The sequence below is a fragment of the Roseateles sp. GW821-FHT02E12 genome (assembly GCF_059421665.1).
The window spans coordinates 1,393,504-1,412,837 of sequence record NZ_JBWKVK010000001.1 but is presented as its reverse complement, the minus strand read 5'-3'; the positions used below and the strand labels follow the sequence as shown (position 1 = coordinate 1,412,837).

Sequence of the window (19,334 nt, the reverse complement as noted above, 5' to 3'; positions counted from 1 at the left end):
AGCAGCCAGCCGCCGCTTGCCGCCTTACCCCCTAACAACCAATTGGCTGGCGTGGTGGCGCAGGTGATCGTCCATGAAGCTGGCGATGAAGTAGTAGCCGTGGTCATAGCCCGCGTGGCGACGCAGGGTCAGGGGTTGACCCTTGGATGCGCAGGCGGCCTCGAAGGCCTCGGGGTGGAGTTGTTCGGCCAGGAATTTGTCGGCCAGGCCCTGGTCGATCAGGATGCCTTCGGGAAAGGGCGCGCTGGCTTGAGACTGCATCAACGCGCTGGCGTCGTGGGCGGCCCAGGCGGCACGGTCGTAGCCCAGGTAGCCGCTGAAGGCCTTCTGCCCCCAGGGGCACTGCATGGGCGCGCTGATGGGCGCGAAGGCCGACAGCGACTGGAAGCGGCCCGGGTGGCGCAGCGCCAGCGTCAACGCGCCGTGGCCGCCCATGGAGTGGCCGAACAGGCCGACGCGGTCCAGGCCCGTCTCACGCTGCACGAGGGGCAGCAACTCCTTCATCAGCCAGCTCTCCATGCGCCAATGCCTGGCCCACGGTTCCTGCGTCGCATCGAGATAGAAGCCGGCGCCGACACCGAAGTCCCAGGACTCGCTCTCGCCCGGCACCCCGGCGCCGCGCGGGCTGGTGTCGGGCGTCAACAGCGCCAGGCCCAGCTCGGCCGCCAGCGCCTGGGCGCCGGCCTTCATCGCGAAGGTCTCCTCGGTGCAGGTCAGGCCGGCGAGGAAGACGAGCAGCGCGCGCGGCTGCGGCGGCGTGAAGAGCGCAAAGCGCATGGGCAGGCCGATCTCGGCCGAATCGTGCTGATGAAAGCGCTGAGTGCCGCCAAAGCAGCGGTGTTCGTTCAGGGTCTGCATGTCGCAAGTGTGGCCGCAGAATGCAGGCGATGTTCAAGACCTATCTCGTCGGCGGCGCGGTGCGCGACCGCCTGCTCGGACTGCCGGTGCAGGACCGTGACTGGGTCGTCGTCGGCGCCTCGCCGAAGGACCTGCTCGCTGCCGGCTACCTGCCCGTCGGCAAGGACTTCCCCGTCTTCCTGCACCCCCAGACGCGCGAGGAAGTGGCGCTGGCCCGCACCGAGCGCAAGACGGCCGCGGGCTATCACGGCTTTGCGTTTCACACCGCGCCCGACGTCACGCTGGAGCAGGACCTCGCGCGCCGCGACCTGACGATCAATGCGATGGCGCAGGACGAGCAGGGCCAGGTCATCGACCCCTACGACGGCCAACGCGACCTGGCGGCCAAGGTGCTGCGCCATGTCTCGCCCTCCTTCGCCGAAGACCCGGTGCGCATCCTGCGCCTGGCCCGCTTCGCGGCGCGCTTTGCCGACTTCACGGTTGCCCCCGAGACGGTCGAGCTGATGCGTGAGATGGTCGCGGCCGGCGAGGTGGATGCGCTGGTGGCCGAGCGCGTCTGGCAGGAGTTGTCGCGCGGGCTGATGGAAGCCCGGCCCTCGCGCATGTTCGAGGTGCTGCGCGAGGCCGGCGCCCTGGCCAAGCTGCTGCCCGAGGTCGAAGCCCTGTTCGGTGTGCCCCAGCCCGAGGCCCACCACCCGGAGATCGACACCGGCATCCACCTGCTGATGGTGCTGGACCAATGCGCCCGGCTGAGCGCGCCGCTCACCGTTCGCTACGCCTGCCTCTGCCACGACCTCGGCAAGGGCACGACGCGCAAGGAAGAGCTGCCGCGCCACATCGCCCACGAGGCACGCAGCGAGAAGCTGGCCCGCGAGGTGAGCGCCCGCTGGAAGGTGCCAACCGACTGCCGCGAGCTGGCCGAGCTGGTGGCCCGCGAGCACACCCATGTGCACCAGAGCACCGGCTTCAGCGCCGAAGCCCGGCTGCGCCTGCTGGAGCGCTGCGACGCCTGGCGTCGGCCCGACCGTTTCGCCGAACTGCTGTGGGCCTGCGAGTGCGACGCCCGCGGCCGCCTGGGGCTGGAGGACCGCGACTACCCGCAGCGCGAGCGCCTGGGTGCCGACCTGGCCGCGACGCAGAAGGTCGACCTGGCCGCCGCCAGCGCCGAGGCCATCGCCCGCGGTGCCAAGGGGGCGGACATCGGCCGGGCCGTGCAACGAGCGCGGCTCGCGGCCCTTCAAGGGCCTGCACGCTGAACGCGCCGCCTGGGCCACACGTTAGGCGTGGCCGCCTCCATCGGCCGAGGGCTTTGCGTTGCTTCACCGGCGTGAAAGCGATTGCATGGATAAAGTTAGTGGTTTTGCTTCGCGCGCCAAAGGTGGCGCCGGGCCGGGCCGGCAAGAAGCAAGTCGAACAGGACGCAATGATGAAGTTGGCACGGGATAGCAAGGCAAGGCTGGGCGCGACGGTCCTGTTGATGACGGTGCTGGGCGCCGGCCTGCAGGGGTGCAGCCCGTCCAGCGGCCAGGCGCCGGCCGCAGCCCCGCCGCCGCCCGAGGTGGGCGTCGTCACGGCCACACCGGGCCGGGCCGACCTGACCACCGAACTGCCCGGCCGGCTGGAGGCCTTCCGCGTGGCCCAGGTGCGCGCACGCGCCGCCGGCATCCTGCAAAAGCGCCTGTTCACCGAGGGCTCGGACGTGAAGGCCGGCCAGCCGCTGTTCGACATCGACGCCGCGCCCTACCGCGCCGCGCTCGCCACGGCACAAGCCCAGCTCGCCCGCGCCGAGGCCAACCTGCTGCAGGCCCAGTCGCTGGCCGACCGTTACGCCCCACTTGCCAAGAGCCAGGCCGTCAGCCAGCAGGAAGCGCTGGGCGCCCAGGCCGCAGCCAGCCAGGCCAAGGCCGACGTGGCCGCAGGCAAGGCCGCCGTGCAGACGGCCCAGATCAACCTCGGCTACGCGACGGTCACCTCGCCCATCGCCGGCCGCGCGGGCCGCGCCCTCGTCACCGAAGGCGCCCTCGTGGGCCAGGGCGAGGCCACGCCGCTGGCCATCGTGCAGCAGATCGACAAGCTCTACGTGAACTTCACCCAGCCGGCCAACGAGGTCATGCGGCTGCGCAAGGCGCTGGCCGCCGGCCAGCTGCAACGCGCGGCGGGCAAGGAAGCGGCGCAGGTGCAGGTGCTGCTGGAAGACGGCAGCGTCTACGCGCAGCCCGGCAGGCTGCTGTTCTCGGACCTGAGCGTGGACCCCGCCACCGGCCAGATCACGCTGCGCGCCGAGCTGCCCAACCCGCAGGGCCAGCTGCTGCCGGGCCTGTATGTGCGCGTGCGCCTGGCGCTGGCCGAAGTGGCCGACGGCATCTGGCTGCCGCAGCAGGCCGTGGCACGCACGGCGCAGGGCGACACCGTGCTCGTCGTCGGCGAGGACGGCAGCGTCAGCGCGCGGCCGGTCAAGCTCGGCCCGCCGCGCACTGGCCAGTCCCTGGTGCTGTCGGGCCTGAAGACGGGCGAAAAGGTCATCGTCGACGGCCTGCAGAAGGCGCGCGCCGGTGGCAAGGCCAGGCCGGTGCCGTGGACACCGCCGGGAGCAGCCTCAGCCCCCACGCCCGCGCCTGCCGCCTCGGCCGCCTCCAAGGCCTGACCCCGACATGGCGCAGTTCTTCATCAACCGGCCCATCTTTGCGTGGGTCATCGCCCTCTTCATCGCCGTCATCGGCGGCGTCGCGGTCAAGCAGCTGCCGATCGCGCAGTACCCGCCGGTGGCGCCGCCCGCCATCTCGCTGTCGGTGACCTACCCCGGTGCCTCCGCACAGACGCTGGAAGACGCCGTCATCAGCATCATCGAGCGCGAGATGAACGGCTCGCCCGGCCTCATCTACATGGAAGCCGTCAGCCAGGCCGACGGCACCGGTTCGCTGACGCTGAACTTCGACCCCGCCACCAACCCCGACCTGGCCCAGGTGGACGTGCAGAACCGCCTGGCGCGCGCCCAGCCGCGCCTGCCGGCGGCCGTCATCCAGCAGGGCGTGCGGGTGGACAAGGCCAACCCGAACTTCCTGCTCTTCACCATCCTGTCCAGCGACAACCCGGCCTTCGACCCGGTGGCCCTGGGTGACTACGCCTCGCGCACCGTGCTGCCCGAGATCCAGCGCGTGCCCGGCGTCGGCCAGGCCAGCCTGTTCGGCACCGAGCGCGGCATGCGCATCTGGCTGGACCCGGCCAAGCTGCTCGGCTACCGCCTCTCCCCCGCCGACGTCAACGACGCCATCCGCGCGCAGAACGCGCAGGTCGACTCCGGCACCATCGGCGACCAGCCCAGCGTGCCCGGCCAGACGTTGTTCGCCACCGTCGTCGTGCGCGGCCAGCTCACCAGCGCCGAGCAGTTCGGCAACATCGTGCTGCGCGCCAATGCCGACGGCTCCACCGTGCGGCTCAAGGACGTGGCCCGCGTCGAGCTCGGCGCCCAGACCTACGGCGGCCGCTCCACGCGGCTGAACGGCCAGCCCTCGGTGGGCATCGGCGTGCAGCTGGCGCCCTCGGCCAACGCGTTGCAGACGGCCGACCTCGTCAAGAAGCGCCTGAAAGAACTGCAGCCCTACTTCCCGGCCGGCGTGAAGGCCGCCATCCCCTTCGACAGCTCGCTGTTCATCGACATCTCCATCTCCCAGGTCGTCGAGACGCTGGTGGAGGCGGTGGCGCTGGTGTTCGTCGTGATGTTCATCTTCCTGCAGAACATCCGCTACACGCTGATCCCGACGCTGGTGGTGCCCATCGCGCTGCTGGGCAGCTTCGCCACGCTGCTGGCCCTGGGCTTCTCGATCAACGTGCTGACGATGTTCGGCATGGTGCTGGTCATCGGCATCGTGGTGGACGATGCCATCGTCGTCGTCGAGAACGTCGAGCGCATCATGAGCGAGGAGGGGCTGTCGCCGCTGCGCGCCACGCGCAAGGCCATGGGCCAGATCTCCGGCGCCATCGTCGGCGTGACCGTGGTGCTGATCTCGGTGTTCGTGCCACTGGCCTTCTTCGGCGGCGCCATCGGCAACATCTACCGCCAGTTCGCGGCCGTCATGGTCAGCTCCATCGCGTTCTCGGCCTTCCTGGCGCTGTCGCTGACGCCGGCCCTGTGCGCCACGCTGCTCAAGCCCGTCGAGGCCGGCCACCACCTGGAGAAGCGCGGCTTCTTCGGCGCCTTCAACCGCGGCTTCGCGGGCATGGCCAGGCGCTACGAGAGCGGCGTCACCCGCATGCTCAAGCGCGCGCCGCGCTGGCTCATCCTCTACGCGGCCGTCATCGCCGTGGCGGTGTTGATGTTCCAGAAGCTACCCACCTCCTTCGTGCCGAATGAAGACCAGGGCAGCATCCTCGTCAACGTGCAGCTGCCGCCCGGCGCCACGCAGGAGCGCACGCTGGCCGTCATGCAGCAGACCGAGGCCTACATGCTCAAGCAGCCCGAGGTGGAGAGCATGGTCAGCGTCGTCGGCTTCAGCTTCGCGGGCTCAGGCCAGAACGCGGCCCTGGGCTTCATCACGCTCAAGCCCTGGGACGAACGCCACGGCGCGGAGCACACCGCCCAGGCGCTGGTGGCACGCTCCTTCGGCGCCTTGAGCAAGATCCGCGACGCGATCATCTTCCCGGTCAGCCCGCCGCCCATCCGTGACCTGGGCCGTGCCAACGGCTTCGCCTTCCGTCTGCAGGACCGCAGCGGCCACACGCGCGCCGAACTGCTGGCGGCACGCGGCCAGCTGCTGGCCGCCGCCGCCAAGAGCCCGCTGCTGGCCGCCGTGCGGCCCGACGGCCTGGAAGACGCCGCCCAGCTCGAACTCAGCATCGACCGCGAACGCGCGCTGGCCCTGGGTGTGCCCATCGGCTCGGTCAACGCGGTGCTCGGCACGTCGCTGGGCTCCAGCTACGTGAACGACTTCCCCAACGCCGGCCGGCTGCAGCGCGTCGTCGTGCAGGCCGAAGCGCAGGCGCGCATGACGCCCGAGGATCTGCTCAAGCTCAATGTGATGAACACGGCCGGCCAGCCCGTGCCGCTGGCGGCGTTTGCCAGCAGCAAGTGGATCAGCGGCGCAATGCAGACCGTGCGCTACAACGGCTACCCGACGATGCGCATTGCCGGCGAGGCGGCCAAGGGCGTGTCCAGCGGTGCGGCGATTGCCGAGATGGAGCGCATCGCGGCCGAGCTGCCCGCCGGCTTCGGCTACGAGTGGACGGGCCTGACGCGCGAGGAAAAGCTCTCAGGCTCCACCGCCTTCATCCTGTTCGGCTTCTCGCTGCTGGCCGTCTTCCTGTGCCTGGCCGCGCTGTACGAGAGCTGGAGCATCCCGATGGCCGTGCTGCTCGTCGTGCCGCTGGGCGTGCTCGGCGTCGTGCTGGGCGCCAACTTCCGCGGGCTGGAGAACGACGTCTATTTCAAGGTGGGCATGATCACCATCATTGGCCTGGCGGCCAAGAACGCGGTGCTCATCATCGAGTTCGCCAAGGACTTGCAGGCCCACGGCAAGGGCGCCGTCGAGGCGGTCATCGAGGCGGCGCACCTGCGCTTCCGGCCCATCCTGATGACGTCGCTGGCCTTCATCCTGGGCGTGCTGCCGCTGGTGCTCGCCAGTGGTGCGGGCTCGGCCAGCCAGCGCGCCATCGGCACCGGCGTCATGGGCGGCATGATCACCGCGACCGCGCTGGCCGTCTTCCTCGTGCCGGTGTTCTTCGTCATCGTGCGCCGGTTCTTCCCGGCCAGCGAACGCCAACGGCGACGCGACGCCCACGAGTCGGAAGAAGAGTCGGGGAGCCAGGCATGAAGCACGCCCTGACCCTGCTCGCCGCAGCCGCCCTGCTGGCCGCCTGCGCCGGCCCTGAACCGAAGAAACCCACGGCCGCTGAAGCCGCCCAGGCCGCCTTGCCCGCGGCCACCTTCCCGGACGCAGGCGGCAGCGGCACCGCGGCGGCGGCCCTGCCCTGGGCCCAGGCCTTCCAGGGCACGCGGTTGCAGCAGCTGATCCCGCTGGCGCTGGCCAACAACCGCGATCTGCGCGTGGCCGCCGCCAATATCGACAGCGCCCGCGCCACGGCCGCGGCGCGCGACGCCGATCTCTGGCCCACCGTCAACGCCGGCATCAGCGGCTCGCGCACGCCCACGGCCAGCGGCGGCATTGCCAGCCTCTACCAGGCCGGCCTGCAGGTCACCGCCTACGAGCTGGATCTGTTCGGCCGCCTGCGCAACCTGGGCGCCACCGCGCAAGCTCAATTGCTGGGCGCCGAAGCCAACCAGCAAGCCGTGCGCAACGCGCTGGTGGCCGCCGTCGCCACGGCCGAGATCGCTCTGCAGGCCGACGAAGCGCTGCTCAAGCTCACGCGCGACACGCTGGCCAGCCGCGAGCAGTCGCTCAGCCTGATCCGACAGCGTTTCGAAGGTGGCATCACCAGCGAGCTGGACCTGCGCGCCGGCGAGTCCGCCATGCAGGCGGCCCGCGTGGCACTGGTGCAGACGCAACGCCAGCGCACGCTCGACGAGAACGCGCTGGTGCTGCTGCTCGGCTCGGCACTGCCGGCCAACCTGCCCGCACCGACCGGTGCACTGGCCGACTTCGAGCCGCTGGCCGAGCTGCCCGCCGGTGTGCCCAGCGAGGTGCTGACGCGCCGCCCCGACATCCGCCAGGCCGAACAGCAGCTCGCTGCGGCCGACGCCAACATCGCCGCCGCCCGCGCCGCCTTCTTACCGCGCATCACGCTGACCGGCAGCTTCGGCACTGCGAGCAACCAACTCGACGGCCTGTTCAAGAACACGGCCTGGAGCTTTGCGCCGTCGCTCATCCAGCCGCTGTTCGACGCCGGCCGCAACCGCGCCAACCTTGCCGGCGCCCGTGCCACGCGTGATGCCGCCACGGCGCAGTACGAGAAGGCGGTTCAGAGTGCGTTCCGTGATGTCGCCGACGCACTTGCCAGCCGCGCGACGCTGGCCGAGCAGCGCACGGCGCAGGCCGCCCTGGTGGACGCCGAGACGCGCCGCCTGGCGCTGTCGGAGGAGCGCTACCGCGCCGGCATCTCCAGCTCGCTGGACGTGCTGGATGCGCAGCGCTCGCTGTTCGCGGCCCGGCAAGCCCTCGTGCAGGTGCAGAGCCTGCGCGCGCAGAACCTCGTGGCCGTCTATCGCGTGCTGGGCGGCGGAGGCTGACCATGCGCCGGTTCGCGTTCGCCCTGGCGCTCTCGCTGCTGCTGCCCGCAGCGCAGGCTCAAGAGACGATGCGCGAACGCATCAAGGCCCGCATCGAACAGCGCCGCGCCGAGAAGGGCGGCGAAGCACCTGCCAAGGGCGGGTTGCAGGAGCTGCAGGTGCAGGGCCGCAAGGTGCTCGTCCACCTGCCGGCAGGTTATGACGCCGCACGGCCGGCACCGCTGGTGCTGGCCTTCCACGGCGGCGGCGGGCATGCGGAATACATGGCCGACGACGAGAAGTACGGCCTGCAACGCAAGGCCGACGAGGCAGGCTTCGTGGTCGCCTTCCCCAATGGCTACAGCAAGCTTCCCGGCGGCAAGTTCGCCACCTGGAATGCAGGCGGTTGCTGTGGGGACGCGCGCGACCGCAACGTCGACGACGTCGGCTTTGCACGCGCCGTCGTAAAGGCCGTCCAGGCCCGCCACAGCATCGACGCCACGCGCGTGTTCGCCACCGGCATGTCCAACGGCGGCATGCTCAGCCACCGCCTGGCCTGCGAGGCGGCCGACGTGTTCCGCGCCGTCGCCTCTGTCGCCGGCACCGACGCCACCGCCAGCTGCACGCCGAGCAAACCGATCGCCGTGCTGCACATCCATGCCAAGGACGACGACCACGTGCTGTTCAACGGTGGCGCCGGCCCGAACGCCTTCCGCGACGAGAGCAAGGTGATGGCCTTCGTCTCCGTGCCCGAAACGATCGCGCGCTGGGTGCAGCGGGACCACTGCACGGCCCCGCCCCAACGCATGTCAGGCACGCTGGACAAGCCCGGCGCCACCTGTGAAGCCCACACCGGCTGCGCGGGCGGCGTGTCCGTGCAGCTCTGCGTCACCGACACCGGCGGCCACTCCTGGCCCGGCGCCGACAGTGTGCGCCGCGGCAAGCCCGCCGCGTCACAGGCCCTGGATGCCAACGACGTGATCTGGCGCTTCTTCGAGCAGGCATCCCGCTAACCCGCCTTGCGGTTGCACGCCCCATTCACAAGCGCATTGACAGCCGCTTCGCTCACGCGCTTGACACCGCTGTCATTTTTCATGCAACATCGCTTGAAAGCGCTTTCAAGCGCTTTTGAGCATTTGCGCCACCGCCCTCCGATATGCCCCTGACACGACACCCCGCGACCCTGCGCTCCCTCACCGCCACCCTGCTCCTCGGCGCCAGCCTGGCCGCCCATGCCGGTGGCCCGCCCGCCATCTACGACGAAGCGGCCGACGCCAAGGCCGCCATCCGCGCCGCGCTGGATGACGCTGCCAAGGCCAAGCTGCCCGTCCTCGTCGTCTTCGGTGCCAACTGGTGCGGCGACTGCCGCATGCTGGACGCGACCTTCAAGACCGGCCCCAGCGCTCCGCTGATCGCCAAGAGCTTCAAGGTCGTCAAGGTCGACGTCGGCCGCTTCGACCGCAATGTCGACATCGCCGAGAGCTACCGCGTGCCGCTGAAGAAGGGCATCCCGGCCGTCGCCGTGCTGTCGCCCCAGGGCAAGCTGATCTACGCGACCGAAGGCGGCGAGTTGGCCGACGCCCGCAAGATGGGCGACCAGGGCGTCTACGACTTCTTCAGCCGTGTGACTGCGACGGCCAAGTGACCAACCCCTCCCTCGCCAGCGCGTCCATCGCGCTGCGCACGCAGTTCTTCGTGCTGGGCGTCATGTTCGCCACCTGGGGCGTGCATGTGCCCACGGTAAAGGCCCACTACGGCCTGGGCGAGCAGGCGCTGGCGCTGGCGATGCTGGCCGGCGGCGTCGGCGCGCTGCTGGCGCTGGCCCAGGCCGGCCGCGTGGTGGGCCGCTTCGGCCCCAGCGCCGTGGCGGCCACGATGGGCGTGCTGTGCTGCGCCAGCGTCGCCTGCCTGCTGGCCTTCTCGTCCTACGCGGGGCTGCTCGTCGTCATGCTGGGCTTCGGCATCACCGGCAGCCTGCTCGACGTGTCCGTCAACGTCGAGGCCACCGAGATCGAGCGCCTGTCCGGCCGGCCCTTGATGAGCGGCTTCCACGGCATGTTCAGCCTCGGCGGCATGGCCGGCGCGGGCCTGGGCAGCGTGGCGCCGGCGCTGGGCCTCACGCCGCAAGGCCATCTCTTCGTGGCCACGGGCCTGGGCGCCGTCTGCGCGCTGGTGGCCAGCCGCGCCATGCTGCCGGTTGAGCCCGGTGCGGCCGACGAGAAGCGGCCGCTCAGCATCCCGCGCGGCCCGCTGCTGCTGCTGGGCGTGCTGGCATCCATGGGCCTCATCGCAGAAGGCGCGATGTACGACTGGAGCGTGCTCTTCATGAAGCAGGAGCGCGCCAGCGAGGCCAGCACCGCGGCCCTGGCCTACGCCAGCTTCAGCGGCGCGATGGCGGCGGGCCGGTTCGGCGGCGACTGGGTGCGCGCCCGCATGTCGGGCACGAAGCTGATGCGCGCCAGCGGCGTGCTCGGCGCCGCCGGCATGGCGCTCGCGCTGGCCGTGCCGTCACCGGTCGTCGCGCTGGTCGGTTTCGCGTTGGTCGGCCTGGGCCTGTCCAACGTCGTGCCGGTGATCTTCAGCGCCGCGTCGCAGGTGCCCGGCGTGTCATCCGCCCACGGCATCGCGGCCGTGTCGGGCGTAGGCTATCTCGGCATGATGGCCGGCCCGCCGCTGATCGGCCTCGTGGCCGAGCATTCGTCGCTGACCGCCGGCCTGGTCGTCGTCGTCGTGTTCGCCATCTTCATGGCGCTGTCGGCGAAGCGGGCGATGCGGGGCGCTTGAAGCCACCGTCGTGCGGCGCGCGCAGCTGGCGTGACGCCACGCCCTGCGCCGCCTCGACCTGCGCGGCGCTGAGGCCCAGGTCAAGCCCGGCGCGGCTCTGCGCACCCAGGCTCGCGGGGTCGCGGCCGGTGAGCTGGCCGAAGAGAACCAGCGCCTCCAGATAGCTGCCCCAGGCGCTGAGGTGGTAGCTGTCGTCGCCCCACAAGTTCACCTTGCCAGCGTCGATGCCGTCGTAGGGGTCGCGGTCCGCCACGCCCTCCTGCACCGCACGCAGCGCCGCGTCGCCCACCGGCAGCACGCCGGCGATGCACGCGGCGCGCGCCGACGCCTGCGCGTAGGCCATGTGCAGGTCACCCTGCATGGCCTCCAGCGTCTTGCCGGCCCAGCGGCCACCTGGCGTGCGGTACACCTGATCGGCACGCGCCCAGGTCTCAAGCAGGTAGACGCGTGCGGCCGGATTGGCGCCGTGCACTGCCGCCTCCAGCTGGCCGGCCGCCGCGACGAAGGCCGTCGCATCGCCGGGCCGCTGTGGGCTCAGCGTGCTGTATTCCTGCAGCACGACGATGTCCCAGGGCCGGCTGGTGATGAGCGCGCGCTTCTCGTCGAGGTGGAACTTCAGCGTCTGGCCGCTGACCAGCTCGCTGGCGACCTCGACATGCAGCCCCGCGTCGTCGGCGAGCTGCTTGAACACCCCCGGCACACCGCCGTAACCGCTCCCGTTCAAGTCCGCCACGCGGGCCGCGTTGTAGTGCAGCACCGGCGGCGCGTGGCCGTGCAGGAAGCTGTTGCCGACGAAGAGGATGCGCTGCGGGGCCTGCGCGGACGCGGATGGCAGCGGGGTGCGGTCGCACGCAGCGGTGGCTGGGATGGCGGCGGCGAGCAGGAGCGAGGGCAGGAGGTGGCGCGCGCGGGTCATCTGCGGAGTATGGCCAGGAACGGCAACTGCCGATGGATCCACGGCTGGTACGCTCATCTCTCGCCCTTGAAAGGCTGTGCGCCCATGACCACGCGTTCTGAACCGCGGCTGCCAGATTCCGAGGTCGTGGCGCATTCCCACCGCTTCACGTTGCAGGGAAGCCCCAGCTCGCTGAGCTTTCCGCCGCTCTGCCCCAATTGCGGAAACTCGGCATCAGTCGAGATTGAGTACGCCAAGGTTTTCCAACGGGTTCACAGCGACGCGCCAACGGAGCACGTCGTGACGAGCGTGCGCGTTCCAATCTGCAGCCAGTGTGCCGCGGTCCATCACGCGCAAGCCGCTCCTCCCAGCCGACTGTCACAGGTGCTCTCAAGTTTCGCCACGGGCGAGATGCTGGGCGCCGTACTGCCAGCGATGGCAGCGGTGTTCGTGGTCTATCTGGCGTTGAAGCAGGTGGTCAAGGGTCGCTTCGATGCAGCTGGAATCTTCGTTGTCGTGGCGGCCTTTTTTGCCGCGATTGCCTGGTCGCAGCGTCGCCACGTCTGGCGCGCGACGGAGCACCTTCGGGTCGCCCCGCCCACCGAGATGACCACGGCTTTTGATTTCAGCGACGACATCGCACCGGCCTTTGAGTCGCCTCGGTTCGTCTGCACGATGCGAAATGAGCGCTTCGCCAAGGACTTCATCACGCTCAACCACCAGCTCGAATACCGCGCCGACAGCACAAGCGCAGTCGCTGATCGAAGGAAGGCCAGTCGGACCACGTGGCTGGTCGGCGCGGTGGTCCTGGCGCTCGCGCTACTCGGCTACCTCTTGGGATGAACCCGTTCACCGCTCCGGTGACGGCATAGGCGCGATAGCCATACAGCTGGAGCTTCGCGAGCTGGCAGAAAGCTGGGGCGGAACGATTTCCGCTTGATCAAGAACCGACAGACAGTGCAGCCCATCCCCCCGAATCTGCAGTCTGTCGCCCCCCGCTAGGTCACCCCCGGGGTCGGAGATATGGTGTGCTACATCAGCAACACACCTCGGAGCTCCCATGACTCCCACCTGGACAGACCAGGCACCGATCTACCAGCAGCTCGCCGACCGACTGGCCGTGCAACTGCTGGACGGCAGCCCCCCGGAAGGCGAGGCACTGCCCTCGGTGCGCGTACTCGCCAGCCAGTACGTCATCAATCCGTTGACGGTCACTCGTGCGCTGCAGGCCCTGAGCGACCACGGCCTGATCGAATCGCGCCGCGGCCTGGGCATGTATGTCATGTCCGGCGCCCGCGAGCGGCTGCTGCGGCAGGAGCGTGAGCAGTTCCTGCAGAAGGACTGGCCGGCGCTGCGCGCCAAGCTCAAGCGCCTCGGCCTGAACGCCAAGGATCTGAACTGGGAGTCGACATGAACCTCATCGAAATCAAGAACGTGACGCTGCGCTACGGCAAGAAGACGGCGCTGAACGACGTTTCCCTCACCGTGCCCAAGGGCCGTGTCGTCGGGCTGCTGGGCCACAACGGCGCCGGCAAGACCTCGCTGATGAAGGCGCTGGTGGGCCTGCTGCCGGTACAGGGCGACATGACGGTGCTGGGCCTCAAGCCCACGCAGGACCGCCAGACGCTGCTGGAGCAGCTGAGCTACATCCCCGACGTAGCCGTGCTGCCGCGCTGGGCCAAGGTGAACGAGCTGATCACGCTGATGGCGCGGCTGCAGCCCAAGTTCTCGGCCGAGCGGGCGCGCGCGCTGCTCAAGCGCACCAGCGTGAGCGAGAACGACAAGGTCAAGAGCCTGTCCAAGGGCATGGTGGCGCAGACCCACCTGGCGCTGATCGCCGCCATCGACGCCAAGCTGATGATCCTGGACGAGCCGACGCTGGGCCTGGACGTGGTGTCGCGCAAGAGCTTCTACGAGATGCTGATCGACGAGTGGTGCGACGGCGAACGCAGCGTGCTGATCTCGACCCACCAGGTCGAGGAGGTGGAGGCACTGCTGAGCGACGTGATCATGCTGGACGAAGGGCGCGTGGCGCTGTCGATCAGCCTGGAGGACATCGACCGCCGCTTCGTGGCGCTGAGCCACGACCCGGCCGCTGCCGACGCGATGGCCGCTGCCCACCCGCTGCTGCGCTACCGCGAGCAGGGCCGCACGACGTCGCTCTTCGACGGTGCGCCGCCCGAGCATGTCGCCAGCCTGGGCCAGCGCGTGCGCCCCAGCCTGGTTGACCTCTTCATGGCGCTGACCCGCAACCCGGCGCTGAACAGCAAGCAAGCCTGACGGCCTCACACAAGAAGGAACCGCCATGACATCCCATATCCCCACCCTGCTGCTGCGCGAATGGATGCAGCACAAGCGCGGCTGGCTGATCGCCGCCATCGCGCCGCCCGTGCTCTTCCTGGCCATGCTGCCGTTCGGCAACGTGCAGGGGCTGCCCAATGAGCACAAGGAGCTGCTGTCGCTGGCCATGCTGCTGATCACCGCCTGCGCCGTCTACGCGATTTGCCTGTTGGTGGCGCTGTTCCAGCTGCCGGGCCTGGCGCGGCGCGATGCGCAGGACCGCTCCATCGAGTTCTGGCTGTCCCTGCCGGGGCGGCCGAGCGAGAGCGTGGCGGCCACAGTGCTGGCCCATGCATGGCTGGCACCGATCGGCGGGGCCGCCATCGGCACGCTGTTCGGGCTGCCGATCGCGATGGCGGTGCTGACAGGCCATGGCGGCTTTTCCGCCGTCACCAGCGTGAACTGGGGCGAGGTCATCGCCGCGGCGCTGCCGCTGCTGCTGCGCGGCCTGGCCGGCACGCTGCCGATGCTGCTGTGGCTGGCGCCGCTGATCTTCGTGCTGATGGCGGCCTCGGCATGGCTCAAGCGCCTGGGCGTGCCGCTGGTGCTGGTGGGCAGCCTGGTGAGCGTGCTGGTGCTGGAGAAGGTCTACAGCATCGACTGGCCGCTGCGGGCGCTGGCCGCATGGAACGCGCAGGTCAACAGCAGCATCGTCCATGACAGCCACGGCCTCAAGGACGCGCTGATGTCCGACGTCAACCTGTGGACCTGGGTGCTGCGCGACTACGGCAACGCGTTGGCGGAGCTGGCGTCGGTGCAGTTCCTGGGCTGGGCCGCCGTGGCCGCCGCGGGCTTCGCACTGGTGGTGCTGAAGCGCTCGCGGGCAGGCTGATCAGAGTTTGACGAGGGCTCAGGCCGGCTTGACGGCCAGGCCTTCACCCGCTGGCGGCACGATGCGTGCCGCCATTTCCTTGCGGAAGCGGTTGAGCTCCTGCACGGTGGCGAAGCTGCGGTCCATCAGCAGGCTCATGTTGTGCAGGATGCGCTCGACGACCTTGTTCTCCCACACGGTGTCGAACTGGATCTGCTTGTCCAGCCAGCGCTCCAGCCACTCGGGGTCGGGCACGCGGCTCTGGATGGTGTCGCGCGGGAAGAGCTTGGCGTTGACGTGCAGGTTGGTGGGGTGCAGCGCCTGGGCCGTGCGGCGAGCGCTGGCCATCAGCACGCCCACCTTGGCGAAGGCGGCGCGCGCCTCGTCACCGAACTTGGCCATGGCGCGCTTCATGTAGCGCAGGTAGGCGCCGCCGTGGCGGGCCTCGTCGCGCGACAGGGTCTCGTAGATGGCCTTGATGACCGGCTCGGAGTGCCACTCGGACGCGCGGCGGTACCAGTGGTTCAGGCGGATCTCGCCGCAGAAGTGCAGCATCAGCGTTTCCAGCGCCGGGGCGGGGTCGAAGTCGAAGCGCACCTCGTGCAGCTCGGCCTCGGTGGGCACCAAGTCGGGGCGGAAGCGGCGCAGGTATTCCATCAGCACGAGGCTGTGCTTTTGCTCTTCGAAGAACCAGACCGACATGAAGGCGGAGAAGTCGCTGTCTTCCCGGTTGTCGCGCAGGAACATCTCGGTGGCCGGCAGCGCCGCCCACTCGGTGATGGCGTTCATCTTGATCGTCTGTGCCTGCTCGTCGGTCAGCTGGCTGGCGTCGAACTTGTCCCAGGGGATGTCGCGGTCCATGTTCCAGCGCACGGCTTCGAGTTGCTTGAACAGTTCGGGGTAAAGCATGTCGGGTCCTCGTCTAGAGGCGTGATTCTAAAAGTTCGCGCCAGCGCTGCATTTCTGGCCCTACGGCGTCAAGGCCATAGAGGCAGCGCACGCCCTCGGGGCAGCCCGCCACACGCAGCGCACGACTGCTGCCGCCGGCCCAAATCTCCACTTCCGCCGGCAATTGGCCGCGCAAGGCGGCCAGGCCGTCGAGCACGGCCCGGGCGGGCAACTGGCCGCTGAAGCTCAGCGCAACGACATTGGCGCGGTAGGCGCTTGCGGCGGCCGTCAGCTGGGCCAGCGGCGTCTGCGCGCCCAGCGACAGGCAGACCGCGCCCTCCAGGCTCAGCAGGGCCTCGGCCATCAGCAGGCCCAGCGCATGGCCTTCGCCCGGCAGCGTCGTCAGCAGCACGCGCGGCCCCCCGCCCTGCGCCTGCGGCGGCAGGGCATGGATGGCCTGGCGCAGCACCAGCTGCAACGACTCGCTGTAAACATGCTCCTCAAAGATCTGCAGCTCGCCGTTCATCCACAGCTCGCCCACGCGCGTCGTCAGCGGCGCGATGACCTCGGTGACGCCCCCCGCCAGGCCGCGGCGCAACAGGGCCTGCGACAGCGTGCGGCGCAGGCCGTCGATGTCATGCGCCTGCAGCATGGCCGTGCAGGCGCGGATCTCGGGCGCCTCGGGCACCGCCGTCGCCAGGGCTGGCATGGCTGCCGGTGGATGCAGCAGGGTGGCCAGCTCCTGCGGTGACGCGGCGACGACGCGCCCGGGCCGGTGGCCTGCGTCCAGCAGCCGCTTGACGAGGCGCAGCCTGTGCACCTGCTCGGGCGGATACAGGCGCTCGCCGGCGGCGTCGCGCCAGGGCGCCGGGAAGCCGTAGCGGCGCTCCCAGACGCGCAGCGTCTCCTTGTTGATGCCCGTGTCGCGCTCGACGACGGCGATGCCCATGCCACCCGCCTGCGCACCCGCATCCGCGCTGTCGCTGCCCACGTAGACCGAGGGATCAGTCATCGCGACGGCTCTGCCGTTCGGTGGCATGCCGCAAGACGATGCACTTCATTTGTCCTGGACAAAACTGAGACAACTCAAGATTCATGACTTAATATAGGCCTGCAAACGCCGTTTGCACAGGACAAACCATCAACACCACGCTTCGATTCTCCCAGCAAGCGGCCGTCTCGTGCACTGTTTGCAAACCAGGGCCGGAACGTCGAGGCAGCGCGGAACACCCAACCATGACGACAACAATCGTCGCCCGAACTGGGTACAGCGCCCAGGAACTTCATGCTTCGGAGCGCCTCTCAGGCTACACACACAGTGAAAACCCGAGTCCTGCTCCGGCCCGGGTTCCTCCGTCCAACCTCGAATTCGGGTCGCGCAACCTCTCTGAGACTAGAGCAGCAATCTCGGAGCCGTTCTCCTCCTCCTCCCTCCCTCCCTCGTTGGCTTCGAGGCGTTCTGCGACCGCTTTTACAACCCGGGCCCGTGTCGATGACGCGGGCCCTTCGTTTTCATCGGCCGGCACGGCGCATGCGGCGCCCGTGCTCGACCTGCTGCATGGCCGCGGCCACCCGCGCACGCCGGGCGAGAACACGGGCAAGCGCATCGCCGTCGTCGGCGGCGGCATCGCGGGGCTGTCGGCCGCCTGGGGCTTGAGCGACCGCGCCCACGTCACGCTGTTCGAGGCTGGGCACTACGCCGGCGGCCACACGCACACGGTGGACGTGACGCTGGAGGGGTTCAACCACGGCGTGGACACCGGCTTCCTCGTCTTCAACGAGCGCACCTACCCGCTGCTGATCCAGCTCTTCGACCAGCTCGGCATCGCCGTCGCGAAGAGCAACATGAGCTTCTCGGCCCAGGTGCCTGCCGACGGCATCGAGTGGAGTGGCACCAGCCTGGCCAGCGTCTTCGCCCAGCGCAGCAACCTGCTGCGCCCGGCCTTCTGGGGGATGCTGGCCGACCTGCTGCGCTTCAACCGGCTGTGCACGGCGCTGGCCACGCACGGCGAGGAGGCTGCGCTGTCCGAGCCCATCGGCGAGTTTCTGGACCGCCACCGCTTCGGCCGCGGCTTTCGGGACTGGTACCTGCTGCCCATGGTCGCCTGCATCTGGTCGTGCCCGACGGCGCAGATGCTGCAGTTCCCCATCCGCACGCTCATCCGCTTCTGCCACAACCACGGCCTGCTGCAGGTCAACGACAGGCCGCAGTGGTGGACGGTGCGCGGCGGCGCGCGGCACTACGTGGATGCCATGCTGCCGGCCATTCACGACGTGCGCCTGGCCACCCGGGTGCAGGCCGTGCGCCGCCTGCCCGGCGGTGGCGTCATGCTGAACGTGAACGGTGCCGAAGAGCGTTTCGACGCCGTCGTCCTCGCCGGCCACAGCGACCAGAGCCTGGCGCTGCTGGCCGACGCCAGCGTCGCCGAACAATCGCTGCTCGGCGCCATCCGTTACCAGCCCAACGTCGCCGTGCTGCACACCGATGCCACGCTGCTGCCGCGCCGGCGCAGCGCCTGGGCAGCGTGGAACTACGAGAGCGGCAGCGATGGTTCGTCGGTCTGCCTGCACTACCTGCTGAACCAGCTGCAGCCCCTCCCCTGGCGCCAGCCCGTCGTCGTGTCGCTGAATCCGCTGCGCCAGCCAGACCCGGCCCGCGTCATCGGCCGCTACGACTACGCACACCCGGTCTTCGACGACGCCGCCGTGCGCGCCCAGGCCCGCCTGCCCGAGATCCAGGGCGTGGGCGGCGTCTGGTTTGCCGGCGCATGGACGCGTTATGGCTTTCATGAGGACGGCTTGCTGTCGGGCCTGACGGCCGCCCGGCAAGTCATGGAGCAGGTGCTGTCGTGAACACACCTTTGCTCGGCACGGGCCAAGTATTCCACCGCCGGCTGCGCCCGCGTGAACACGCCTTCGCCTACCCGAGCTATTTCCTGTGGCTGCCGATGCGGGCGCTCCGCCGCGAGCCCAGCACGGCGCTGAACCGCAACGGCTGGGGCTGGCTGAGCTTTCACGACGCCGACCACGGCGACGGCGGCAGCGACGCGTTGGACTGGCTGCACGGCGTGCTTGCCACCGAAGGCATTGCCGATGCCGACGGCGAGATCTGGCTGCAGACCTATCCGCGCGTGCTGGGCCATGTCTTCAAGCCGGTCAGCTTCTGGTTCTGCGAGCGCGCCGACGCCACGCTGGCGGCCGTCGTCGTCGAGGTCAACAACACCTTCGGCGAACGCCACTGCTATCTGCTGCGTGGGCCGAACCTGGCCTGGGGCAGCGAGCAGACGGCCGCCAAGGTCTTCCACGTCTCGCCCTTCTGTGGCGTCGAGGGGCGCTACCGCTTTCGCTTCCTGCGCACGGGCGACCACGTCGTCAGCTGCGTGGACCACGACGACACCGCCGGCCCGCTGCTGCTGACCAGCCTCAGCGGCCGACTGCGCCCGCTGACCTCGCGCCGCGCCCGCACCGCCTTCTTCACGATGCCGGCACTGACGCTGATGGTCGTCGCCCGCATCCATTGGCAGGCACTCAAGCTCGCTCTCAAGCGCGTGCCCTTCTTCTCCAAACCCCAGCCGCCAGAGCGCTTCATCACGCGCTGA

Annotated in this window: 17 protein-coding genes; 13 read left to right on the top strand and 4 right to left on the bottom strand. The window is 69.6% G+C overall.

The annotated features are described in order from the left end of the window. Positions 1 to 24: 24 nt before the first annotated feature. The gene (gene fghA, locus AC07V5_RS06730; protein WP_495114859.1) at positions 25 to 858 is read right to left on the bottom strand and encodes an S-formylglutathione hydrolase; all 834 of its coding nucleotides are present in this window, start codon (positions 856 to 858) and stop codon (positions 25 to 27) included. A 29-nt stretch (positions 859 to 887) separates the two neighbouring features. Here fghA and AC07V5_RS06725 point away from each other — a divergent pair, with 29 nt between their 5' ends. From AC07V5_RS06725 to AC07V5_RS06695, 7 genes are all read left to right on the top strand, one after another. Beyond that, on the top strand, positions 888 to 2,114 hold the full coding sequence (locus AC07V5_RS06725; protein ID WP_495114858.1) for a multifunctional CCA addition/repair protein: 1,227 nt from the start codon (positions 888 to 890) through the stop codon (positions 2,112 to 2,114). Positions 2,115 to 2,281: 167 nt separating this feature from the next. Continuing rightward, the gene (locus AC07V5_RS06720) at positions 2,282 to 3,502 is read left to right on the top strand and encodes an efflux RND transporter periplasmic adaptor subunit (protein ID WP_495114857.1); all 1,221 of its coding nucleotides are present in this window, start codon (positions 2,282 to 2,284) and stop codon (positions 3,500 to 3,502) included. A 7-nt stretch (positions 3,503 to 3,509) separates the two neighbouring features. After that, positions 3,510 to 6,665 (top strand): efflux RND transporter permease subunit, encoded by a 3,156-nt coding sequence (locus AC07V5_RS06715; RefSeq protein WP_495114856.1) that lies wholly within the window; start codon positions 3,510 to 3,512, stop codon positions 6,663 to 6,665. Then, positions 6,662 to 8,038, top strand: coding sequence for an efflux transporter outer membrane subunit (locus tag AC07V5_RS06710; RefSeq protein WP_495114855.1), 1,377 nt, complete (start codon positions 6,662 to 6,664; stop codon positions 8,036 to 8,038). Before AC07V5_RS06715 ends, AC07V5_RS06710 begins: the two co-directional genes overlap by 4 nt. Before the next feature lie 2 nt (positions 8,039 to 8,040). Next, positions 8,041 to 9,030, top strand: a complete 990-nt coding sequence (locus tag AC07V5_RS06705; protein ID WP_495114854.1) for an extracellular catalytic domain type 1 short-chain-length polyhydroxyalkanoate depolymerase — start codon at positions 8,041 to 8,043, stop codon at positions 9,028 to 9,030. A 143-nt stretch (positions 9,031 to 9,173) separates the two neighbouring features. Continuing rightward, the gene (locus tag AC07V5_RS06700) at positions 9,174 to 9,662 is read left to right on the top strand and encodes a thioredoxin family protein (protein ID WP_495114853.1); all 489 of its coding nucleotides are present in this window, start codon (positions 9,174 to 9,176) and stop codon (positions 9,660 to 9,662) included. Beyond that, positions 9,659 to 10,801, top strand: a complete 1,143-nt coding sequence (locus AC07V5_RS06695) for an MFS transporter (protein WP_495114852.1) — start codon at positions 9,659 to 9,661, stop codon at positions 10,799 to 10,801. The genes AC07V5_RS06700 and AC07V5_RS06695 overlap by 4 nt, the downstream gene beginning before the upstream one ends. Here the strand turns inward: AC07V5_RS06695 and AC07V5_RS06690 are convergent. Continuing rightward, positions 10,761 to 11,717 (bottom strand): SGNH/GDSL hydrolase family protein, encoded by a 957-nt coding sequence (locus AC07V5_RS06690; RefSeq protein WP_495114851.1) that lies wholly within the window; start codon positions 11,715 to 11,717, stop codon positions 10,761 to 10,763. The two genes, AC07V5_RS06695 and AC07V5_RS06690, sit on opposite strands and share 41 nt — an antisense overlap. 84 nt (positions 11,718 to 11,801) lie before the next feature. Between AC07V5_RS06690 and AC07V5_RS06685 the strand changes: the two genes are divergently transcribed. The 4 genes from AC07V5_RS06685 (at position 11,802) to AC07V5_RS06670 (ending at position 14,868) form a co-directional block, all read left to right on the top strand. Then, complete coding sequence (locus AC07V5_RS06685; RefSeq protein ID WP_495114850.1) at positions 11,802 to 12,539, top strand: hypothetical protein; 738 nt, start codon at positions 11,802 to 11,804, stop codon at positions 12,537 to 12,539. A 217-nt stretch (positions 12,540 to 12,756) separates the two neighbouring features. Then, positions 12,757 to 13,110: a GntR family transcriptional regulator gene (locus AC07V5_RS06680; protein ID WP_495114849.1), complete on the top strand. Its 354-nt coding sequence runs from the start codon at positions 12,757 to 12,759 to the stop codon at positions 13,108 to 13,110. Next, positions 13,107 to 13,976: an ABC transporter ATP-binding protein gene (locus AC07V5_RS06675; RefSeq protein ID WP_495114848.1), complete on the top strand. Its 870-nt coding sequence runs from the start codon at positions 13,107 to 13,109 to the stop codon at positions 13,974 to 13,976. The genes AC07V5_RS06680 and AC07V5_RS06675 overlap by 4 nt, the downstream gene beginning before the upstream one ends. A gap of 25 nt (positions 13,977 to 14,001) precedes the next feature. Next, a complete protein-coding gene (locus AC07V5_RS06670) occupies positions 14,002 to 14,868 on the top strand; it encodes a hypothetical protein (RefSeq protein ID WP_495114847.1) in 867 nt (288 codons plus the stop codon). Positions 14,869 to 14,886: 18 nt separating this feature from the next. Here the strand turns inward: AC07V5_RS06670 and AC07V5_RS06665 are convergent, their stop codons facing one another. Then, the gene (locus tag AC07V5_RS06665; RefSeq protein WP_495114846.1) at positions 14,887 to 15,756 is read right to left on the bottom strand and encodes a ferritin family protein; all 870 of its coding nucleotides are present in this window, start codon (positions 15,754 to 15,756) and stop codon (positions 14,887 to 14,889) included. Positions 15,757 to 15,769: 13 nt separating this feature from the next. Continuing rightward, entirely contained in the window at positions 15,770 to 16,747 is a 978-nt protein-coding gene (locus tag AC07V5_RS06660; protein ID WP_495114845.1) for a MerR family transcriptional regulator, read from the bottom strand. 530 nt (positions 16,748 to 17,277) lie between these two features. Between AC07V5_RS06660 and AC07V5_RS06655 the strand changes: the two genes are divergently transcribed. Further along, positions 17,278 to 18,588 carry an NAD(P)/FAD-dependent oxidoreductase gene (locus tag AC07V5_RS06655; protein ID WP_495114844.1) on the top strand — a complete coding sequence of 437 codons (1,311 nt, stop codon included), beginning with the start codon at positions 17,278 to 17,280 and terminating at the stop codon, positions 18,586 to 18,588. Continuing rightward, on the top strand, positions 18,585 to 19,334 hold the full coding sequence (locus tag AC07V5_RS06650) for a DUF1365 domain-containing protein (RefSeq protein ID WP_495114843.1): 750 nt from the start codon (positions 18,585 to 18,587) through the stop codon (positions 19,332 to 19,334). The genes AC07V5_RS06655 and AC07V5_RS06650 overlap by 4 nt, the downstream gene beginning before the upstream one ends.

Excerpts from the sequence above, each read along its gene's own strand:
- AC07V5_RS06680 (WP_495114849.1), top strand. The coding sequence starts at position 12,757 with ATGACTCCCACCTGGACAGACCAGGCACCGATCTACCAGCAGCTCGCC.
- AC07V5_RS06700 (WP_495114853.1), top strand. The coding sequence starts at position 9,174 with ATGCCCCTGACACGACACCCCGCGACCCTGCGCTCCCTCACCGCCACC.
- AC07V5_RS06725 (WP_495114858.1), top strand. The coding sequence starts at position 888 with ATGTTCAAGACCTATCTCGTCGGCGGCGCGGTGCGCGACCGCCTGCTC.
- AC07V5_RS06685 (WP_495114850.1), top strand. The coding sequence starts at position 11,802 with ATGACCACGCGTTCTGAACCGCGGCTGCCAGATTCCGAGGTCGTGGCG.
- AC07V5_RS06670 (WP_495114847.1), top strand. The coding sequence starts at position 14,002 with ATGACATCCCATATCCCCACCCTGCTGCTGCGCGAATGGATGCAGCAC.
- AC07V5_RS06660 (WP_495114845.1), bottom strand. The coding sequence starts at position 16,747 with ATGACTGATCCCTCGGTCTACGTGGGCAGCGACAGCGCGGATGCGGGT.
- AC07V5_RS06690 (WP_495114851.1), bottom strand. The coding sequence starts at position 11,717 with ATGACCCGCGCGCGCCACCTCCTGCCCTCGCTCCTGCTCGCCGCCGCC.
- AC07V5_RS06710 (WP_495114855.1), top strand. The coding sequence starts at position 6,662 with ATGAAGCACGCCCTGACCCTGCTCGCCGCAGCCGCCCTGCTGGCCGCC.
- AC07V5_RS06715 (WP_495114856.1), top strand. The coding sequence starts at position 3,510 with ATGGCGCAGTTCTTCATCAACCGGCCCATCTTTGCGTGGGTCATCGCC.
- fghA (WP_495114859.1), bottom strand. The coding sequence starts at position 858 with ATGCAGACCCTGAACGAACACCGCTGCTTTGGCGGCACTCAGCGCTTT.
- AC07V5_RS06705 (WP_495114854.1), top strand. The coding sequence starts at position 8,041 with ATGCGCCGGTTCGCGTTCGCCCTGGCGCTCTCGCTGCTGCTGCCCGCA.
- AC07V5_RS06665 (WP_495114846.1), bottom strand. The coding sequence starts at position 15,756 with ATGCTTTACCCCGAACTGTTCAAGCAACTCGAAGCCGTGCGCTGGAAC.
- AC07V5_RS06675 (WP_495114848.1), top strand. The coding sequence starts at position 13,107 with ATGAACCTCATCGAAATCAAGAACGTGACGCTGCGCTACGGCAAGAAG.
- AC07V5_RS06720 (WP_495114857.1), top strand. The coding sequence starts at position 2,282 with ATGATGAAGTTGGCACGGGATAGCAAGGCAAGGCTGGGCGCGACGGTC.